The sequence below is a fragment of the Pseudomonas ekonensis genome, assembly GCF_019145435.1.
Lineage (GTDB): Bacteria > Pseudomonadota > Gammaproteobacteria > Pseudomonadales > Pseudomonadaceae > Aquipseudomonas > Aquipseudomonas ekonensis.
Window position 1 is genome coordinate 1,241,206 of record NZ_JAHSTS010000002.1, and the last position, 17,522, is coordinate 1,258,727.

Sequence of the window (17,522 nt, forward strand, 5' to 3'; positions counted from 1 at the left end):
TCAAACCTCCCATCTGACGCGGGCGTTCATGAGACCGGAGGCGGACAGGTTCTGCGCCCACGCGATAATGGCCACCCGCCCCATGTACCGGTCGGTGAACCCGCCTTCCGGCATGATTTGCTTACCGGTGATATTGACCCCAATGGGCTCGCTGATCACGCCGTAGTCCGTCTTCACGTTGTCGTCGAAATCGCAGATGCCTGCGACATACGCACGCGGCTTGCGGGCCCAGTTCAGGGGCATCGAATAGTTGCCGTTGGCGCCGGACCAGACGCCGACCGCCTCCAGGCGTGCCTTGTTCGCCAGCAGCGTGAGCTTGGGCACCGTCCCGGCGCCCTCGGTCACCACCTTGGCCATCAGCATGTCGATGCAAGTCGAGTCGAAACCGCCGCCGCTGGCGCCGGTTCCGCCTTTCATCGCTGCGGGGACCGCATCGGCATCGGTGCCTTTTTGCACGTAGCAAACCAGCGCTCCGCCACGCACCTGCATGCGTAGAAAGTAAGTGCTGTTGATGTCCAGGGCGGTTGAGTTCCAGGCGTTCGTCAGCAAGGTGCGCGGCCGGGCCGTCGTCCCTGCGGACACTTCTTCGCAGAGGCTGACCAACACGCCGCCCGGCACCGACACCGTTCCGCCCGCCGACGCGCCCGCAGCGGTCACTGCGATGCGTCCGTCGGCCGTAGCCACCGTCGGGAACGCCAGGGCCGACAGAGGCATGGCATCCTGGGTCAGCACATTCCTGAGCGCCCTGAGCAACTGATCCGATTCGCTTTCGGAAGGCTCCATCCCCGCCGCACGGATCACGGTCAACAGTTCCTCCGTGACACTGTTGCCCCACACCGCCGGGATCAGCGACCCCGGGGTTCCGGTCAACGGGTTCTCATCGACGAACCGACCGTTCACCAGCCCGGAACTGGGGACACTTTTCGGGTAATCCATTGCGTCTATCCTTCCTAGTCATAGTTGATGTGCACCTTGGTGTGCGCCGGCGCCGCGCGGTGGATCAGGCATTCGAGCGCCGAGCCCGGGTTGACGCCGAAGCGCTCGCCCCAGTAGCTCGCACCGTAGCGCCGGCCCAGCAGCAGGCGGCCGCCGGTGTTGAGCGTCCACATGAACTGCGCCTCCCAGGTGCCGAAGTGCGCCGCGCCGAACCGCGAGCGGCCCATGCGCGGGGCTTCGAGCTCGGTGATGGTGGCGTTGGGGTAGCCCTGGCTCTTGGCGATCTCAAGGTAGTAACCGACGGCCTGGCTGCCGACCGCCAGCAGGCGGCGGCGCACGGCCAGGCGGCGGTCGTCGAACAGCGGCGTGGCGCCCAGGCACGGGTCGGGCAGGCTCATCACCTTTTCCCAGTCAGGCACCAGTTCGCTGACGCCGGCCGGATCCATTTCGTTGAGCAGGTCGGCGGCGCGGGCGTCGAGGCGCGCCAGTTCCACGGCGACGCCGTGCAGCACCTCTTCCAGCTCCGGCACCCGCTCCGGATCCCAGGCGGGGCCTGCGGGCAGCAGCGCGCGCAATTGCGCCTGGTATTGCGCGGCGGTTCTGATCACCCCCATACGCAACCTCCGAAGGTGAGCAGTTCGCTTTGCCCGGCGGGCACGTTGGCGACCGGCGCGGTGAGCGTGTGGTCGTACTCGCCGCCGGCGCTGCTGATGGCTTCGCGGATGTGGCTGATCAGCAGCGACTGGCCGAGGTCGGCCTCGCGGTTGTGCAGGTCGCGCAGCTGCGCCTCGACCGCCGCCCGCACCGCCGTGGTGTCCGGGCTGACGCTCAGGCGATAGGTGACCGGCACCTGCACCGGCCGCTGCACGTGCACCTCGGCGGTGACCGGACGCAGCGGTTCGATGTGGGCCTGGACCTCGGCCAGCTGTTCGTCGTTGGGCACCGGCTGCGGGTCGTCGTCGCGCATGATGAACACCGTCACCGTGCCCGGACCGAGCAGGCCGCCGCGGCACCAGGCGCGGGTCACGCCGGGGCACTCCAGCGCCCAGGTCTCGTAGTCCTGGGCCGAGCCGCCGTGGGGGATCACGCGGTAGGAACGGATCACCCGCGAACGCAGGGACTCCAGGCTTTCCCGCGCCACGCCGCCGCTGAGGCCCGGCGCCGCGACCACGAAACTGTTGCCGACGATGCCGGCGACCGGCTGCACCGGGGTCAGCGCCAGGCCCGCGTCGGCGTTGCCCAGGTTGCCGGCGTCGAGCGCGGCGACGGTGGTGGTGTTGGTGCCGCTGACCGTGGTACGCGCGGCGGTGACCTTGTAGGTGCGACCGTCGCTGGCCTGCAGCAGCGTGTCCACGTCCAGCACCGCGCCGGCCGCGGCGCTGAAGCTCACGCTGCCGGTGGCGGCCTGGGCGGCCTTGCGCGGCTGGTTCAGGCGCAGCGCGGCGATCCGCTCCAGGGTCGATTCGTCGGCGGTGTCGGGCAGGATCTGCTCGGCGATCCAGTCAAGGTAGCCGTACAGGCCGAACGCCGCGCCGCCGAGGGTGCGGGCCAGGACTTGCGCATCGGACTGGCGCAGCGAATCGCCGGCCAGGTCGCTTTGGGTGCGCTTGATCAGCACCGGCAGCGAAGGGGTTTCAAACGGCATAGATCACCTGCCAACTGTTATCGGGGTTGATGTCCAGGCGCTCGCCGTCGGCCAGGGTCAGGACCGTGCGCAGGTTCAGGCGCTGGGCGTCGAGGCGTTCGCTGATGAGGTCGATGGCGCTGCAGTGGCCGTCGTCGATCAGCCATTGCAAGGCTTCGCGGGCGTAGAACTCGGCGTCCATCTGAGTCTGGCGGGTCAGCTTGACCCGCCGCAGCAGCCACAGCCGCGAACCGATGCGGTCGTCGGCCACGGTGGGAAAGCTGTCGCCCCACCAGCCGAAGCGTTCCTCGTCGTCGACGGCGTCGTCATCGGCGGCGCGCCGCCAGGTGAACAGGCTGATGAGCACCGCGCGGGTCAGCGCGGCGTGGAGGTTCTGGCCGATGAGCATCAGGCACCTCCCGCGGGGGCGGCGGTCTGGCCGTTGCCGCCCTGCACGCCGCCGTGCACGTGCTTGATCTGGCTGATGGCGCCGGCGACCTGGTCGCCCTTGGACACGATCTTGCCGGTCTGGTTGATCACCGGCGTGTCGAAGTTCACCGCGCTGCTGGCGCGGATGTTGAGCGTGGCGGTCTCGATGTCGATGATCCGCCCGCGCTTGAAATGAATCTTGTCGCCTTCGTCGGTGTAGATCGCCACCTCGCCCGCCGCCAGCGATTGCAGGCGGTAGCGGCGGTCGGCGACCACCAAAGCGATGGCGTGGGAACGGTCGCCGCCCAGAAAGGCGACGACGCCCTCGGCGCCGGCCTGCGGATGGCTGGTGAAACCGTAGGGTTCGAAATGCTCCAGGTCGTCGTTCACCTCGCCGGCGGTGAGGCGCATCTGCAGCGATTGCAGCTTGGAGGCCGAACTGGCGAGCACGACAGTGCCGCGCGCCAGCAGGCGTGTCAGTAGGCTCATGAATTGTCCTCAGGATGCAGCCCCACCACTTTCCCCTGTGGGAGCGGGCTTGCCCGCGATAGCGGTGGGTCAGGCAAAAAATGGTTGCAGTGACCACCGCCAATCGCGGGCAAGCCCGCTCCCACAGGGTTCAGGGGTGTGCGCTCAATCGGGCTCAGGTTTTCTTCGGGGGTACGGGGTTGGCATCGAAGGTGTGTACCGGCGCCACCTGCAAGGTGGTGACCGAACCCTGTGCCGACAGCGAATAGGTCACTTTGGAAATCAGCATGTCTTCATCGAAATTGAGCACCGGATCCTTCACCTTGACCAGGGTGTTGTGCCGCCACAGGTCGCCGTTGGACTGGCGCCAGCCCTGCACCTGGTAAGTGGTGGATTGCGCCCGGCCCATGCGGGTGGCGCTTTCCCACTGGGCGCGCTGCTGGGCGAGCTCGAAGGTCAGTTGCGTGCCTTCGTTGATCACCGTCGTGCGCCGGCGCTTGAAGGTCAGGTCGGCGGCCACCGATTCCACTTCGCTGGCCGCCGCCCCGCTCTTGGCGTCGGTGCCCTTCTGCTGGCCGATCACCCGGTATTCGGAGAACACCTGGCTGTAGTCCATCGGCGCGCTGGCCGAAAGGATGTTCTTGCCCAGTTCCAGCGCATCGCTGGCGCGCCCGCTGCTGCCGGGCTTGGCCAGCACCAGCCGGCCCTGCTCGTCATCGGTGGAGTACACCCGGAACAGCGAGAGCAGGCGGTCGATGGACTGGAACACCGTCTCGCCCGGCACGATGGTGTGCTTGGCCAGCCGCGAGGTCTCGGGGATTTCGTTGACCACCGTCTGCGAGTACTCCATCGCCAGGGCCTGGACGATGCTCAGCAGCGGTTGCTCCTGCCACTGGCTCGGCCGGTTGGTCGCGGCGCAATCGACCAGGTCCTGGGTCTTGGAACTGCCTTCGACCGTCAGGCTGATCTGCCGCCCGTCGTAGCGGATGGGGGCCTTGAACACGTACCCGGTCAGCACCAGGTCCTTGCCGATCCTCACCTCGCAGGGGTCGCCGGGCTTGATCCGGCTGTCGGTGGTCTGCCCCGGCCACTGCCAGGTGATGTCGAGCTTGAAGGTGCGGAACTGCCGCTCAAGGTCGGCGGTGATTTCCACACTCTTCCAGCCGCCGTATTCCACATCGTTGACCGTCAGCGTGACGCGGTTGTCTATCTCGCTCATGGCTCACTCCCCGGTGACTTTCACATCGTTGGGCGAGAAGCCGGGATGCGTGATGCCGTTGCGCTGGATCACTTCGGTGACCCGGGTGGCGTCGGCGAACTGCTTGTACGCCACGACCACGGCCGGAAAGCTTTCCTGGAACGACTTGCTGACCTGGCGCACGCCGGAGGTGGCCACGGCCTGAAGGTGCGCCTTGAGCGCATCCTTCACGTCGCTGATGGCCTGGTAGTGCGCGGGGCTGGCCTTGTCGAGCATCGGGTTGATCGCCTCGACCAGCGCGTTGCGCAGGGCTTGCAGGTCGTCGGTCACCGGCACTTCCTGACGGGTGACCGGCAGTTTGGCCTGGTGCTCCAGCGACGGCACGGCCGGCAGCTTCACCGGGGCGGTCGCCACCGGCATCGACGCCACCCACTGCGCCACCTTGACCAGTACGGTGTCCTGCACCAGGTCGGTCATGGCCTGCGCCGCGGCGGTGGTGTCCTTGCCGGTGGTGAGCTTGGGCGCGTCGGCCTTGCGGATGGCTTCGAGCTGTTGGGACACGTCGGCGATCACGCCACGGTAGCCCTCCTTCGCGAACGCCTTGAGCTCCTTGATGTCGCCGAGCAGCCCCTTGAACTCCGCCGCCACTTCCTTGGGCAGCTCCTTCACCGCCTTCACCAGCTCGGTGATCTGCCGGTACTGATCGATCAGCGGCTTGAGCTGTTCCTTGATCACGTCATACACCCCGGTGAGGCTGTTGCGCAGGTTGGCGATGCCGATCCGCGCGGCCTTGATCAGGGTCATGGCCTGTTCGAAGCGCGCCACCGCCGAGCCCAGCAGCGTGTCGGCCTTGGCCAGCAGCACCTTTTGGGTGCTGACGGTCACGGTCGGGAACGGCAGCGGCACGTCGGGGTAGAACTTCAGGGTGAAGGTCACCAGCCCGCCGTCCTGGCGGGTGTGGGTCATGTCGCACTCGCCGACCTTGACCTGCAGGCGCCCCAGCCACGGGTGCACCAGCTCGCCGCTGCCCTGCTCCAGCGCCTTGAGCAGCTTGTCGCGCTGCTCCAGGCAATCGGGGCCGACGATGAGCGCCGTCACGTCATGGGTCTTGGCCTGCTGGCCCAGGTCCTCGAAGAACGGCAGGTCGCGCTGCGGGTATTCGTGCAACTGCCCCTTGCGGCCGACCGGGGTTTTCGCCTGGTCGATCCAGAAGCCGACGCCGCGAAAGGACGCCGGCAACAAACGGTCACGCCAGCTCATTGGAACCTCCCATGGACAGCGAGCGATAGCCGATGCGCGAACTGAGCGCCAGCCCCGGCTGATTGGTTTGCGGTTGATCGGTGCGCAGCCCCGCCGGCGCATTTTCGAAGCGGACCGTCAGGCCGCCTTCCAGTTGCGTACGGTTGTTGGCGGCGCTTTGCTGGATCAGGGCACCGGAACTCTGCGGCAGCGAACCGCCCTTCAACGCGGCGGCGCCTTCAGGCTTCGAACCGCCGAAAAATGCCGGCGCCAGTTCACCCTTGCCTTCGGCGTTGGTGCGGCGCTGCGCGTCGGTCAGGCCTTCGACCTTGCCGGTGACCTTGGCGATCAGACCGGCGAAACCGCCGTCGAACAGTTCCTTGATCGGTGCGATCACGGTCTGCAGCTTCTGCCACAGCTCGCCGAACCACTCGGTGATCGGCCCCCAGTTCTTGATGATCTGCCCCAGGGGCGACCACTCGAACATCGTGTGCAGGAACTCCATCACCGGTGCGGCCAACGCTTTCACCACATCCCACAACGCGGCGAACACTTGGCTGACCGGTTGCCAGTACTGGGCGATCTGCTCCAGCGGCGACCATTCGAACAGGGCCGCGAAGAAGCTCTTGACCTGCTGCGCAGACGCCAGCAGCGCCGCCCAGACCGGCTCGAAGAAGGTGACGATGCTGCCCCAGTTGTTGATGATCAGCCCCAGCGGGGAATAGTCGAACAGCGTGACGAAGAAGCCCTTCACCGCCTGCGCCGCCGGCAGCAGCGAGGCCCAGAGCGACGCGAAGTACCCGGTGATCGCGCCCCAGTGGTTGATGACCATCCCCAGCGGTGTCCAGTCGAACAGCCCTTTGAGGAACGCCGTCACCGGCACGCTCAAGGCCTTGAGCAGTTCCCAGATCGCCGAGAACAGCCCGGTCAACGGCCCCCAGTTCTCGATGATCATGCCCGCCGGCGACCAGGAGAACAGCGTCCTGAAGAAGGCGAACACCGGCGCGGTGACCGCCTTGACCTTGTCCCAGACGCTCGCGAAGAAACCGCTGACCGGCTCCCACAGCGCCGCCAGCGCCTGAAGCGGCCGCCAGTCGAGCACCGACCGCAGCAACGCCATGGCGTTGGCCGCGGCGTTTTTCACCCCGTCCCACAGCCCGCTGAAGAAGGCTGAGATCGGTGTCCAGTTGGCCACGATCAGGCCGGCCGCCACGGCAATGCCCATGGCGATCAGCATGATCGGGTTGGTCTTGAGCACCATGCTCATCAGGTCGAAGACCTGGGTCGCGCCGGTCACGGCGGTCTGCATGGCCGAGAACGCGATGGCCCCCGCCGCCAGGCCTTCGACCAGTTTCGGGTTGTCGTTGAGCAGGCTGCCGACCTGGGTCAGCATCGGCTCCAGCGCCACCACCAGCGTACCCACCGCCGGCAGCAGCGCGGCATCCACGGCAGCCGACACTTTCTCCATCGACGCGCTGAACACATTGAGGTTCTGCGTGGCGACCTTCGGCGCGGCGGGCATGTCGACGGTTTTCGCCGCATCGCCGACCTCGGTCAGCTTGCCCTGGAACGCCGCCGCCGACTTGATGCCGTCCACGAACGGCGTGATCACGCTGCCGCCCTTGAACAGGCCGCTGATGTCCAGCTTGCCGAGGCCGGTCTGCTCGAGGTTTTTCTTGAAACTGTCGACCTTCGCCCGCAAGGCACCGAGCTTGGGCGACAGCTCGTCGATGCCCGTGAGCAGCACCGACGCCTTTTCCTTGGTTTCTGTCTCTGCCATCACTGCACCTGCTGCATCGCATTGATCCGTTGCGCGTGCTCCAGCGATTCGCGAAGCACATCCAGTGGCCTGGCCATCATCTGTTCGGGGTCAACCTTCCAGAACCAGGCCAGGTCATAGGCGACCGAAATCAGGTCGGTGATGGCTCCGACGCCGCACTCATGAAAAAACTCGCGACGGCCCAGCTCAGCGCGTTGAGGTCGGCCAGGTCCAACTGGTTGACCGACGACGGCGGAATGCCGGCGCACACGGCGATGTATTTGGCCGCGACGTCCATGTCGAGACTGACTTCTTCGCTCTTGTCGATCTTGTACGGCAGCGCCTTGATCGCCCGCACTTCCTGCACCGTCGGACGGCGCAGGACGAGTTCGGTCAGGGGCTCGCCGTGAGCTTCGATCGCAACTTGAAGCTTCACGGCGCCGCTCATTGCCAGGTCCCCTTGATGCCTTCGAACTTCAGTTCGATGGTGGCGTCATCGCCCTTGGAGACCGGTTCTTCGACCAGGTAGGCGCCGGCCAGCACGTAGACCTTGCCGTTGCTGAATTCGCAGGTGACGGTGATGTCGGTGCCTTCGACCAGCTTCTTCAGCGGGAAGTCGGCGGTGTGCAGCGCGGTCACCTTGAACGATGGCGCGATGTCGGTTTCCTTGTAGAAGCCCGGCACGACGGTCTCGCGCTTGACGGCCATCAGCGGGGCTTCGCAGCCGCCGTTGATGGTCAGTTGCGCGCCGTCCACTTTCACGTAGCAGGTGCCTGCAATCAGTTGACCCATGGTGTTACTCCCTTCAAAAAAAAGCCCACGCGGGGTGGGCTGGATTCACAGAACCGAACGTGCCGCTCAGGCGACGTCGTCGTACTGCAGGCGGAATTGGTTGAGCAGCGCGAACACGCGCAGGCCGTTGATGTAGTCCGGCGGGAACAGCACGTTCACGCGGCTCGGGTCCTGCACGTCGCGCTCGACGATCAGGTGCTCGGCGAACAGCTCGGCGTTCTCCACATGGCCTTCCAGTTCCAGCTTGGCGTACTGGGCGATCAGCTCGCCGCGGATAGTCGCCGGGGTGACGATCGGCTGGCCGGCGCCGAAGCGGGTGCCGTCGGAGGCCAGCTTGTGGCGGCCGTACTTGCTGGTGATCACGCTTTGCAGGCGACGCACGATGTACGCCGACTGGTGCATGGTCTCGCTGTCCAGGTAGGAGTTGTCGGCCTGGCCGAACGCGTTCTTCTGGTAGGTGGTGATCGAGCGCTGGATGCGCACGTAGCCGCCTTCGTAGTAGGCGGTGGCGATGCCGTAGTTGAGCAGCGACTGACGCTCGGTCAGGGTGAAGCGTTCGCTGGCCGGCGCCGGATCCAGGCCCGGCAGGCTGCCGCTCTGGGTCGGACGGCTGGCGTCGGCGGAGATGAACACCGAGGTGCGCGCGGCGAGCGCGGCGGCCTGCACCCAGACCGGCTGCGGAACGCCCGGCTCCAGGGCCTGGATGGTCATGTGCTGGTCGTTGCGGGCCTGACCGGCCGCCACCAGGGTGCCGACGGTGCCGCGCTTGGCGCTGTATACGTGGCCGAACAGTTGCTTGGCCCAGGACCAGCGGCCGGTGCTGTCGTCCATCACCGCTTGCCAGGTGTTGAGGGTGGCCAGGTCCGACCACGGCAGGCAGATGAACTCGAACGGCTCGTCGCCCAGTGCGGCGACCGCTGCGACCTGGTCCGGCACGCCGGTGCCGCCGCCCATGACGGTGGTGACCGCAACGGTCAGGCCGGCCGGGGTCTCTTCGCCGTTGCTCTTGCCCAGGCGGTTGAACTGCAGGCTGATGTCGTTGCCGCTGGCGCCGGTCCATTTGGCGCTCAGGGTGATCACGCCATCGGCGGCGGCCGCGCTCACCGGCAGGTCGGCCGTGGCGTTGATCTTCTGCACCAGGGCCGTGGCGGCCTGGGCGGCGGTGGCGCCGTTGACCACGGTGGCCTGCACACGCACACCGCCGACGTACAGGTTGAGCTGGCCGGCCTGGGTGGCGGTGCCGGTCAGGGTCAGCACGCCCTTGGCGACGCTGCCGTCGGTGCTGTGCAGCGGCAGGCACCAGATCTCGCCGACCGGGTCGGTCTTGCGAAAGGTCTCGTACATCGAGGCCAGCATCGAGCCTTGGCCGCCGATGCTCTTGGCCAGCGCCACGCTGGACACCAGCACCAGTTTGCCGACGTCGGCCGGGGCGATGTTGTCGTTGACCTGCGCCACGATCAGACGGCGCATGGCCGACGTCGCGCTATTGGCGGCCGAGTTGTCCATTTCGGCATAGAACAGCGGTACACGAATGTCCGCGGGGATGTTGCTGAATCCGATCGCCATTATTTGGCTCCCTGTGGTTTAGCCGCTTTCGCGGTTTTGATGGTGATGTCGCCGTCGGCCAGGCGCCGGCGCCACCAGGCGCTGTCCGTCACTTCGCGGCCCTCCTGGGGCAGCAGGTCGCCCGCTTCCGGGTCAGGCACGGCACGGCCGGCGGCCGGCAGCACGGTGATGCGATTGCTCATGGGGTTACGTCTCCAGAGAAAGTCATTTCCAGGCGCCCGTCGGGCCCCGGGCGTTTGAGGTTGGGGTCGGCCGGGTCGATCGCATCGACCCGCACGGTGACCCCGGTGAAGGACGACAAGCCGTCCAGTTCGCGTTCGTGCCAACTCTCCGCAGGCTGACTCGCCAGATTGCGGCCGAGCTGGAACTCGGCAAAAAAGCGCAGCCGGTACAGGACGCGGCTGCCGTTGATCGAAACCAGTTCGCCGCCGTCGTAGGCGATGGCGCTGTAGTCGCCGCCGGGCTTGAAGCCCACCAGCGCGCGCCACAGTTCGGCGCGCAGTTCGTGCAGCCGGTCCAGCGCTTTTGCGGCGTCCGTGGCGTCCAGCACGAGGACGACGTCGAAGCGGTCGCGCACCGGTTGCCGGGCGGCGTTCTGCGCGGTGCTGGCGCCGGCCAGGTCGGATTGCGGTGTGACCCGGGCCGACGGCAGCGGCAGGTTCGGATCGTTCAGGTCGCCCCCGGCCGCCACGTGGTTGGACAGGCCGGGGCATTGCTCACGCAACTGCGTGAGGATCGGGGTGATCTTCATGGGTGCGTTCCAAAGTCGGGGGATGAGGAGCTGCAGAACCCTGCTCGCGATGGCGATGCCACAGGGGAAAACGATGTCGAATGCCCCACCGCTATCGCGAGCAGGCTCGCGCCCACAGGGGGGATGCGAAGTCAGGCTTTGGCGTCGGCCTTGGGATCCAGGCCGCTCGCCTCGATGAGGCAGCGGTAGCTGTCCTCGCGCTTGCCGCTGGCGGTGACCTTGTCGATCGACCAGCGTCCGCGCATGAAATCCGGCCAGGTGTCGTCAAGCACCAGCAGGCCTTCGGCGGACAGCCTCGGGTCGCCGGGGCAACTGACCTTCACCTTGTACTTTTCCCGCAGCATCTTGCGCACTTCGCCCTCGCCCACCGCTTTGGCCTCTTCCTCGCTGGGCTGGGTCTGGCGAAGGGTCTTGTACGGCGCAAGGCCGGTCTTGACCTCCCGCATCACGCAGGCGGCGGCGTCCCAGAACGTGGTCTTGCAGCCTTGGTTCTGCGTGCGGGCGGTCTCTTCCAGGACGGCGCTGATGAACGCGTGGTCGCCGGGGCGGTTGTCGCTTGTCACCGACAGCCGGACGTCCGGCAACACCTTGCCGGACAAGGACTTGACCTGCCCCGGCCGCGCCAGCACATACAGTTCGTTCACCGGTTTGGCGATCACCTTGTACTTGCCGGCCAGCCGCGTGATGAAGCCCATGTCGGTCTCGTTCGACTGGTCGACGTGGGCGATCCGGATCATCGCCAAGGCGGGATCGACCCGCGGCGAAAAACCGTGCCGCGCCACCAGCTCGCGAAACAGCGCGCCGAGGGTGGTGGGGCCATGGCTGGCGGTGCGGCGCTGCTTGAAGCCGGTCTCGTCCTTGGCGCTGAAGGGCGCCGCCGTGGCCACCAGTGTGAGGCGCAGCGGAAACAGGGTCGGCGTGAGACGGGTGACCTTGAACTGGCCCTTGTCGACCAGGCCGGATTCCAGGTAACCCACCCGCAGGCCGATGTTCCCCCCCAGGGTCGGCAACCCGGCGAGGCCTTCCAGGTCGAGCACCAGCGTCAGCTGGTCGGACTCAAGCCCGGCGGCATCGATGTGTTCCCAACTGATCAGGCGTTGGTTGAGCAGGGCCGCGTTGGCCCCGTAGATCTCGACCGACGGCGTGAATCCCAGTGCCATGCCGCCTCCTTAGTCCCAGGCCGTGACCGGTTTGATCGCGGCGGGTTTCGTGTCGAGTTCGGGCAGCGTCACCCAGACATCCGCCGGCAGGACCGGGCCCTGCTCGGCCAACTGCGGATTGAGCGCCCACAAGGCCTCCTCGGCCTGATCGTCGCTGCGGCCCGACTCGCGGTAGAGCAGCAGGTTGACCGAGTCGCCGGCCACGCTCCGTACCTTACGCATTGTTGAACTCCGCCAGTTCGAGGGTCCAGTCGACGACCATCGCCGTGCCATCGTCGATGACCTGGCTCTGGTTCTCCTGGATGTTGTTGATCCGCCACAGGCCCCAGTTGCGGCCGATGCCGTCGATCAACGGCAGCGGCGTGCGCAGGGCCTGCAACGCCCGCAGCTCATCGAGCCGCTCCATGGCCACGGCGTGCATCGATTTGCCGGTGACGGTCAGGGTCTCCGGTTTCTGCCCGCTCTGATGGGCCTTGGGTTTGCTGGTGAGGATCGGCAGTTCGCTCCAGCCGCCGTCGGACTTGCGCGCCAGCGTGCTGTAGGCGAAGCCGCGGGACAGGCCGAAGATGAAACTGCCCAGTGCCATTTGCTGTTTCATCCGGTGACTCCATCGGTCAGGGCCGCATCACGGCGGGTGGCGAGCGGGTTGTGGGTGAGCATCGGCAGGAACTGGCCATGGAACTGCCCGCTCAGCTGCTGACCGATGATCGTGCGGATCTGCTCGGCCGTGTCCGGCGCGGGGCACGTGACCTGGATCGACGGCGAAAAGGTGACCTGCTGGGTCTGGCTCGGGGCGTTGACGAGGTTCTTGGCGACGTCTGCCGGCGGCGCGAGTTTGTCGACCGCCGGGGCGGCCAGTTTCTCTCCCAGCCAGGCACCCGCCGTCCCGCCGAGGACACCACCGATGGCCGTGCCGATGCCCGGCAGCAAGAAGGAGCCGATGGTGGCGCCGATGGCCGTCCCGGCCAATTGGCCGGCCGCTCCGCCCACCGCCTGGTCATCGCCTTCACGCCAGCCTTTCAGGCCTTTGTAGGCGGCGCCGGCCAGCATCAGCGGCGTCGCGGCCTTGCTGACGAAAGGCATCGCCCTGGCCATCAGCGGCAGGACCCTGGCCCCGGCACTGCCCAGCGCGGGCATGACGCGGGCGGCGGCGCCCCTGATCGACGGCATGACCTTGAGCGCCGCACTGCGCAGACGGGCATGCGGGCTTTGGCGCACGGCGCCTGCCCGGGGCTGGGCGGGCTTGGCGGGAGCCTTGGCCCCCTTGCCTTGGCCCGTTTTGCGACCGGGCCGCTTCTTTTTGCGACCGCCGCCGTCGTCATCGCCGGTGATCATGTCGCCGATGTCGGGCGGCAAGCGCGCCGCCGCCAGGCGCAGCAGCCTCGCGGAGACCGCATCGAGCACCGAGGACACGCCGGTCTTCAGCGCGCCCGCCACGAACGGCGTGGCGGCCACCCCCAGCAACGTCAGCGCCGCCGTGACGAACGGGAACGTCTCGGCCGCTGCGCTCAGCCCGTTGACCAGCGCCGTGAGCCCTACGGCAATGCCATCGGTCACCGGCGCCAGCGCCGTGCCGACGGACGTGGACAGCCTGTTGAGGCTCGCGTCCAGCGCATTCCAACGCCCTTGGGAGGTGTTGCCGTAGGCCTCGGCGGTCGCGGCCGCGGATCCTGCGCCCTCACCGCGTTTCGATGTCGCGTACAGCGACTTGTCGGCCACCAGCCTGAAGGCTGTGCTGACATCCTCCGGCTTCTTCAGCAGCTCAAGCACCGCATCGTTGTTGCCGAACAGCGTCTTGGTCAGCGCAGCCTGTTTCTCTTCAGGCTGTTTCTTGAGTTCTTCAAGCACCAGCTTGATCGTCTGCGGCGCATCGCTGCTCATGCCGCGGGCCAGCGACTCAGGGTTCAGGCCCATCTGCGCCCAGGCTTCGCGTTGCGCCGAGGACGCGGTCTCGCCCTTGCCCAACGTCGCCGTGAAGCTCTTCAGCGCCGCCCCGGCGTCGGCCTTGCCGGCGCCGCTGTTGAGGAACGCGGCCGCCAATGCGGCCACTTGCTCGGGGGTCATGCCCGTCGCTTTCGCGCTCTCGCCGGCACTCTGAACGACAGCGCCGATGTCGGCGGCCTTGACGTTCAGGCCGCTGTTGCCCAGATGGCTGGTCGCGTCGGCCAGGTCCTGGCTCTGCAACCGGTCGAGCTTCAGCGTCGTGCGCCAGCCGGCCAGCATCTCGCCGGCCGCCTTGACGTCGATCTTGAACGCCGACGCATTGAGGGCGGCATCGCTGGAGAACGTCTGCAACGCGTCCCGCTTCTGATCGCCCTTCAAGCCGTCGCTGATGCCGGACCTGAGGGCGGCCAACTGCACCTGCAGCAAGTCCGTACCCGTGGCCCCGCTGGGGGCGATCCGTTTGTCGCTGGCGGTTTCCAGGTTCTTTTCCGAGAGGGCCTGAAGCGATTGCTTGCTCAGGTGCAGCACCTGGTTCAGCTCGACCAGCGCCGTCTCGTTGGCCATGGCCGACTGAAGGCCTTTGGGCGGCGGGCGCTGCTCGATCTCGGCCTTGAGTTTCGACTTCGGCTCAGGGGCCGCCGCCGGGGCTGCGGCCCCTGCCTTGAACAGCGATTGCTGGCTGACCAGCTGCTCGCGCAGCTTGATCTGTTCCTGGGTCAGCAAGCGGATGTCCACGCTCGCCAGGGCCAGCGTCAGATTGAGGTCCTGCAGCGGCTTGCCCAGGCCCTCGGGCAGCGCCGGTCCGCCTGCGCTGGTGCCGCCCTCGCCGGCGTACGTGAGCGCGTATCTGTTTTCTGCCATGCCGCCCTACTCCTGTTTCACGCCAAGGCGAGTGATCGCTATGTCGTAGCGGCGCAACGCCTTTTCGGCGTCCCATTCCAGAATCTCCGCCTCACTTACCGGGTAAATGAGCGGCACGACATCGAGGATCACTTCGATGTCGCGCTCCGAAAGTAGGCCGCCGGCTGGTTTAAAAAATCGTCGATGCGCACCTGCAGCTGCGTCCAGTCCGGAACGCTCATATGGGCCAGATCGGGGATCATCAGGCCGGTGCAATGGGCGGTGATGAATTCGGCGCGTTCCTTGGCCGTCTTCAGTTTCTTCATCACTTTGGTGGCGCGCAGCGCCGGCATTTCCAGGCTCAGCGAGGTCACGGTGCGGCCGGTCACGGCGAGCGGCAGCAGCAGCTGCACCTCGTCCGGGTCGTCCGAACGCCTGGCGTCTTCGGCCTGGGCGAGAAAGTGCGACGCCGGTTGGGTCGACATCTCGTGCACGTACTGGGCGATGCTCACGTAGTCCGGGCGCTTGAGCTGGTCGAGTTCCTTGGCCGACAGCCCGGTGGCCAGCAGCGCCAGCTCGAAGAACTGATCGTCCTCGTCGTCGCCGGCGCGCTCCAGCGCTTCTTTCTGCGCGGCGTAGAACAACGGCTTGAGCTGGATCTGCGCGATCTCGGCCCCGTCGTCGCCGGTGATCGGCGACAGCAGGTCATGCTGGGGTGGCATCCACGACATGAATGAATTCCTTGGTGATTCTTGAGGGGGTGTTGCAGTCCCTTGTGGGAGCGGCGGTGCGACGATTCGACTTGCCCGCGATGAGGTCGGCACATCCAACATTGATGTTGTTTGACCCACCGCCATCGCGGGCAAGCCCGCTCCCACAGGGTTTTGTGATTGCCTTTAGCCGGGGGCTTACGGCATCAGCACCGCGCGGCGGGCATCGCCGAGGATGTCCACGCCGTTGAGCACGAACTTCTGGGTGCGCACGTCGATGTCGATCACCGGCACGCCGTTTTCCAGGCGGTTGTAGGTGCGGCAGGACAGCTCCAGGGTGGTCTTGGGTTTCTCGCCCATTTTCACGGTGGCTTCCTCAAGGGTTTTCAGCTTGCCGCCGACGGTGTGGTAGGTGAACCAGGTGTTGCCGTCCTGGTCCTGGCCGGCCTCGCGCACGTTCAGCAGGATGTCGTCGCCCAGCTTCACGCCCAGGGCCAGCATGACTTCGGGACCGGCGCCCTGAAGGATCAGCTTGGCGCCCAGGGCCTTGGCGCCCTTGGCCATTTCCTCGACGATGAAGCGGCCGCCCGTCATGTTTTCCATGTCGAACTCGATCTTCGGCGCCGTGAACTCTTCCACGGTCGCCGACAGCGGCAGGCCTTGCAGGGTGGCCGCGATGGCCTGGCGGTTGCGGTTGGTAAACATTAGAGAACGTCCTCCAGGAACTGCTCGATGATTTCATCGCGGGCGTTGAGTTGGTAAACCATGTGTTCGTTCGGCGCGTAGCGGCCGTAGTCGATGACCACGTACCAGGTGCCGTTCTTGTACTTCTCGACGCTGTTGAGTTCCGGGTGCAGGTACACGCTGCCGCCGGGAATGGTTTCGTCGGCGACCAGGGTCTGCAGCCAGTCGTTGATGCGCTTGACCTCCTGGTCCATGAAGGACTTGGTCAGGTTCTTGGCCATGGCCTTCTGGCCGGCCTTCACCAGCTTGCGGCTGATGGCGTCTTCCAGGCCCACGTAGCTGATGAACTTGCCGGTGATCGAGCGGTTGCCCAAAAGCGAGAAGCCGCCGAGGATGGTGCGGGCGTAGTAGCTCACGCCGTAGCGGTTGAGCAGGTCGCCTTCGGTGGAGGTGTCGAGGATGTTGTATTCCACGACGCGGGACACGTCCTCGGCGTAGGTCACCTGGTTGCCCGGGCTTTCCCACTGCTTGACCTTGGCCAGCGCGGCGATCGCCAGGCTCGATGGTGCCAGGAAGACGTTCTTCTTCGCCGCCTTCGAGTACACCGCCGGCATGTTGTGCACCACCAGGCAACGGTCGAAGCCCAGGTCCGCGCCGCCCAGCTCCTGGCTGTACAGCACCTGGTCCGCCACCGAGGCGTCCTTGCCGTCCAGCACCACGCGGGCCTTGATGCGCTTGCCGAACGAGGCGAACTCGCCGGCCACCGCCTTGGTGCCGGTGAAGCCCGGCGCGCCGATGATGGTCAGGTCTTCCGGCACGCTGCCCAGCGCCGCCAGGCCCAGCTTGCGGCCGGTGGCCGGCTCGATGCCGCCGATCACGTTGTTGACGGTGTCGGCCGGGGTCGCGCCCGCCTCGACGATCACCACGTACACCGGCACCTTGACCACTTTGAGGATCTGGTAGACCGCGTGGTACAGGGTGCCCTCTTCGGCGCCGGTCGGATCCAGCAGCGCGTGGGTGGTGAAGCTGTTGATGCGAAACGGCGCGTTGCGCGGAATCAGCGGATCGGCCTTCGGCGCGGTGCCGACCAGGCCGATGACGTTGTCGCCCAGGCCGCCCATGGCCTCGGGGGATTCGGTGGCATTGACGGTGATGCCGTTGTGCTCGAAGTTCAGGACTTCAGCCATGTTCAGTCAGCCTTCTTGGCAGCGGCCTTCTTGGCCTGGGTGGTTGGGGTCTTCAGCTCAAGCCGGCCGGCGGTGTGCAGCGCGCTGGCCTCGACGTCGAGCAGGTCGAACTCTTGGCCGACGCTCGACCAGTGACCGCCCCCGGTGGGGAACGGGACGAGCACGGTGTAGGTTTGGCGGGTTGCCATTTTTCGTTTCTCCATAAACGGGAAAGCCCCTGCGGGGAGGGGCTTGA

At 66.5% G+C, this 17,522-nt stretch carries 21 protein-coding genes; all 21 read right to left on the bottom strand.

Annotated elements, in window-relative coordinates:
• The 21 genes from KVG96_RS27575 to KVG96_RS18840 all read right to left on the bottom strand — a co-directional run bounded on the left by KVG96_RS27575 (position 1) and on the right by KVG96_RS18840 (position 17,475).
• A complete protein-coding gene (locus KVG96_RS27575) occupies positions 1 to 936 on the bottom strand; it encodes a P1/P2 acidic ribosomal protein (RefSeq protein ID WP_225927425.1) in 936 nt (311 codons plus the stop codon).
• A gap of 14 nt (positions 937 to 950) precedes the next feature.
• Positions 951 to 1,550, bottom strand: a complete 600-nt coding sequence (locus KVG96_RS18745; protein WP_217893413.1) for a YmfQ family protein — start codon at positions 1,548 to 1,550, stop codon at positions 951 to 953.
• The gene (locus KVG96_RS18750; RefSeq protein WP_217893414.1) at positions 1,541 to 2,581 is read right to left on the bottom strand and encodes a baseplate J/gp47 family protein; all 1,041 of its coding nucleotides are present in this window, start codon (positions 2,579 to 2,581) and stop codon (positions 1,541 to 1,543) included. Before KVG96_RS18750 ends, KVG96_RS18745 begins: the two co-directional genes overlap by 10 nt.
• On the bottom strand, positions 2,571 to 2,969 hold the full coding sequence (locus KVG96_RS18755; RefSeq protein WP_217893415.1) for a phage GP46 family protein: 399 nt from the start codon (positions 2,967 to 2,969) through the stop codon (positions 2,571 to 2,573). Before KVG96_RS18755 ends, KVG96_RS18750 begins: the two co-directional genes overlap by 11 nt.
• Positions 2,969 to 3,478, bottom strand: coding sequence for a phage baseplate assembly protein V (locus KVG96_RS18760; protein ID WP_217893416.1), 510 nt, complete (start codon positions 3,476 to 3,478; stop codon positions 2,969 to 2,971). Before KVG96_RS18760 ends, KVG96_RS18755 begins: the two co-directional genes overlap by 1 nt.
• A 154-nt stretch (positions 3,479 to 3,632) precedes the next feature.
• The gene (locus tag KVG96_RS18765; protein ID WP_217893417.1) at positions 3,633 to 4,676 is read right to left on the bottom strand and encodes a phage baseplate assembly protein; all 1,044 of its coding nucleotides are present in this window, start codon (positions 4,674 to 4,676) and stop codon (positions 3,633 to 3,635) included.
• Positions 4,677 to 4,679: 3 nt separating this feature from the next.
• Positions 4,680 to 5,915, bottom strand: a complete 1,236-nt coding sequence (locus KVG96_RS18770) for a DNA circularization protein (RefSeq protein WP_217893418.1) — start codon at positions 5,913 to 5,915, stop codon at positions 4,680 to 4,682.
• Positions 5,902 to 7,674 (bottom strand): phage tail protein, encoded by a 1,773-nt coding sequence (locus KVG96_RS18775; protein WP_217893419.1) that lies wholly within the window; start codon positions 7,672 to 7,674, stop codon positions 5,902 to 5,904. The genes KVG96_RS18770 and KVG96_RS18775 overlap by 14 nt, the downstream gene beginning before the upstream one ends.
• 130 nt (positions 7,675 to 7,804) lie before the next feature.
• Entirely contained in the window at positions 7,805 to 8,101 is a 297-nt protein-coding gene (locus tag KVG96_RS18780; RefSeq protein ID WP_003222226.1) for a phage tail assembly protein, read from the bottom strand.
• Positions 8,098 to 8,445 carry a phage tail tube protein gene (locus KVG96_RS18785; protein ID WP_085581482.1) on the bottom strand — a complete coding sequence of 116 codons (348 nt, stop codon included), beginning with the start codon at positions 8,443 to 8,445 and terminating at the stop codon, positions 8,098 to 8,100. The genes KVG96_RS18780 and KVG96_RS18785 overlap by 4 nt, the downstream gene beginning before the upstream one ends.
• A gap of 66 nt (positions 8,446 to 8,511) precedes the next feature.
• Entirely contained in the window at positions 8,512 to 10,011 is a 1,500-nt protein-coding gene (locus tag KVG96_RS18790) for a phage tail sheath subtilisin-like domain-containing protein (RefSeq protein WP_217893420.1), read from the bottom strand.
• Positions 10,011 to 10,193, bottom strand: a complete 183-nt coding sequence (locus KVG96_RS18795) for a DUF2635 domain-containing protein (protein ID WP_085581478.1) — start codon at positions 10,191 to 10,193, stop codon at positions 10,011 to 10,013. Before KVG96_RS18795 ends, KVG96_RS18790 begins: the two co-directional genes overlap by 1 nt.
• Positions 10,190 to 10,762 (bottom strand): phage tail terminator protein, encoded by a 573-nt coding sequence (locus KVG96_RS18800; RefSeq protein ID WP_217893421.1) that lies wholly within the window; start codon positions 10,760 to 10,762, stop codon positions 10,190 to 10,192. Before KVG96_RS18800 ends, KVG96_RS18795 begins: the two co-directional genes overlap by 4 nt.
• Positions 10,763 to 10,893: 131 nt before the next feature.
• Complete coding sequence (locus KVG96_RS18805; protein WP_217893422.1) at positions 10,894 to 11,922, bottom strand: phage late control D family protein; 1,029 nt, start codon at positions 11,920 to 11,922, stop codon at positions 10,894 to 10,896.
• Positions 11,923 to 11,931: 9 nt separating this feature from the next.
• Positions 11,932 to 12,144: a tail protein X gene (locus tag KVG96_RS18810; RefSeq protein WP_217893423.1), complete on the bottom strand. Its 213-nt coding sequence runs from the start codon at positions 12,142 to 12,144 to the stop codon at positions 11,932 to 11,934.
• Positions 12,137 to 12,520 (bottom strand): phage tail protein, encoded by a 384-nt coding sequence (locus tag KVG96_RS18815; protein ID WP_217893424.1) that lies wholly within the window; start codon positions 12,518 to 12,520, stop codon positions 12,137 to 12,139. The genes KVG96_RS18810 and KVG96_RS18815 overlap by 8 nt, the downstream gene beginning before the upstream one ends.
• The gene (locus tag KVG96_RS18820; RefSeq protein WP_217893425.1) at positions 12,517 to 14,727 is read right to left on the bottom strand and encodes a phage tail tape measure protein; all 2,211 of its coding nucleotides are present in this window, start codon (positions 14,725 to 14,727) and stop codon (positions 12,517 to 12,519) included. Before KVG96_RS18820 ends, KVG96_RS18815 begins: the two co-directional genes overlap by 4 nt.
• A gap of 128 nt (positions 14,728 to 14,855) precedes the next feature.
• Entirely contained in the window at positions 14,856 to 15,437 is a 582-nt protein-coding gene (locus KVG96_RS18825; RefSeq protein ID WP_217893426.1) for a phage tail assembly protein, read from the bottom strand.
• 177 nt (positions 15,438 to 15,614) lie between these two features.
• Entirely contained in the window at positions 15,615 to 16,121 is a 507-nt protein-coding gene (locus KVG96_RS18830; RefSeq protein WP_217893427.1) for a phage major tail tube protein, read from the bottom strand.
• Positions 16,121 to 17,287, bottom strand: coding sequence for a phage tail sheath protein (locus KVG96_RS18835; RefSeq protein ID WP_085581461.1), 1,167 nt, complete (start codon positions 17,285 to 17,287; stop codon positions 16,121 to 16,123). Before KVG96_RS18835 ends, KVG96_RS18830 begins: the two co-directional genes overlap by 1 nt.
• Positions 17,288 to 17,289: 2 nt before the next feature.
• Positions 17,290 to 17,475 carry a hypothetical protein gene (locus KVG96_RS18840; protein ID WP_217893428.1) on the bottom strand — a complete coding sequence of 62 codons (186 nt, stop codon included), beginning with the start codon at positions 17,473 to 17,475 and terminating at the stop codon, positions 17,290 to 17,292.
• Positions 17,476 to 17,522: the final 47 nt, after the last annotated feature.

Excerpts from the sequence above, each read along its gene's own strand:
- KVG96_RS18770 (WP_217893418.1), bottom strand. The coding sequence starts at position 5,915 with ATGAGCTGGCGTGACCGTTTGTTGCCGGCGTCCTTTCGCGGCGTCGGC.
- KVG96_RS18805 (WP_217893422.1), bottom strand. The coding sequence starts at position 11,922 with ATGGCACTGGGATTCACGCCGTCGGTCGAGATCTACGGGGCCAACGCG.
- KVG96_RS18755 (WP_217893415.1), bottom strand. The coding sequence starts at position 2,969 with ATGCTCATCGGCCAGAACCTCCACGCCGCGCTGACCCGCGCGGTGCTC.
- KVG96_RS18745 (WP_217893413.1), bottom strand. The coding sequence starts at position 1,550 with ATGGGGGTGATCAGAACCGCCGCGCAATACCAGGCGCAATTGCGCGCG.
- KVG96_RS18810 (WP_217893423.1), bottom strand. The coding sequence starts at position 12,144 with ATGCGTAAGGTACGGAGCGTGGCCGGCGACTCGGTCAACCTGCTGCTC.
- KVG96_RS18760 (WP_217893416.1), bottom strand. The coding sequence starts at position 3,478 with ATGAGCCTACTGACACGCCTGCTGGCGCGCGGCACTGTCGTGCTCGCC.
- KVG96_RS18775 (WP_217893419.1), bottom strand. The coding sequence starts at position 7,674 with ATGGCAGAGACAGAAACCAAGGAAAAGGCGTCGGTGCTGCTCACGGGC.
- KVG96_RS18830 (WP_217893427.1), bottom strand. The coding sequence starts at position 16,121 with ATGTTTACCAACCGCAACCGCCAGGCCATCGCGGCCACCCTGCAAGGC.
- KVG96_RS18840 (WP_217893428.1), bottom strand. The coding sequence starts at position 17,475 with ATGGCAACCCGCCAAACCTACACCGTGCTCGTCCCGTTCCCCACCGGG.
- KVG96_RS18835 (WP_085581461.1), bottom strand. The coding sequence starts at position 17,287 with ATGGCTGAAGTCCTGAACTTCGAGCACAACGGCATCACCGTCAATGCC.
- KVG96_RS18765 (WP_217893417.1), bottom strand. The coding sequence starts at position 4,676 with ATGAGCGAGATAGACAACCGCGTCACGCTGACGGTCAACGATGTGGAA.
- KVG96_RS18815 (WP_217893424.1), bottom strand. The coding sequence starts at position 12,520 with ATGAAACAGCAAATGGCACTGGGCAGTTTCATCTTCGGCCTGTCCCGC.
- KVG96_RS18800 (WP_217893421.1), bottom strand. The coding sequence starts at position 10,762 with ATGAAGATCACCCCGATCCTCACGCAGTTGCGTGAGCAATGCCCCGGC.
- KVG96_RS18820 (WP_217893425.1), bottom strand. The coding sequence starts at position 14,727 with ATGGCAGAAAACAGATACGCGCTCACGTACGCCGGCGAGGGCGGCACC.
- KVG96_RS18780 (WP_003222226.1), bottom strand. The coding sequence starts at position 8,101 with ATGAGCGGCGCCGTGAAGCTTCAAGTTGCGATCGAAGCTCACGGCGAG.
- KVG96_RS27575 (WP_225927425.1), bottom strand. The coding sequence starts at position 936 with ATGGATTACCCGAAAAGTGTCCCCAGTTCCGGGCTGGTGAACGGTCGG.
- KVG96_RS18785 (WP_085581482.1), bottom strand. The coding sequence starts at position 8,445 with ATGGGTCAACTGATTGCAGGCACCTGCTACGTGAAAGTGGACGGCGCG.
- KVG96_RS18825 (WP_217893426.1), bottom strand. The coding sequence starts at position 15,437 with ATGTCGTGGATGCCACCCCAGCATGACCTGCTGTCGCCGATCACCGGC.
- KVG96_RS18790 (WP_217893420.1), bottom strand. The coding sequence starts at position 10,011 with ATGGCGATCGGATTCAGCAACATCCCCGCGGACATTCGTGTACCGCTG.
- KVG96_RS18750 (WP_217893414.1), bottom strand. The coding sequence starts at position 2,581 with ATGCCGTTTGAAACCCCTTCGCTGCCGGTGCTGATCAAGCGCACCCAA.
- KVG96_RS18795 (WP_085581478.1), bottom strand. The coding sequence starts at position 10,193 with ATGAGCAATCGCATCACCGTGCTGCCGGCCGCCGGCCGTGCCGTGCCT.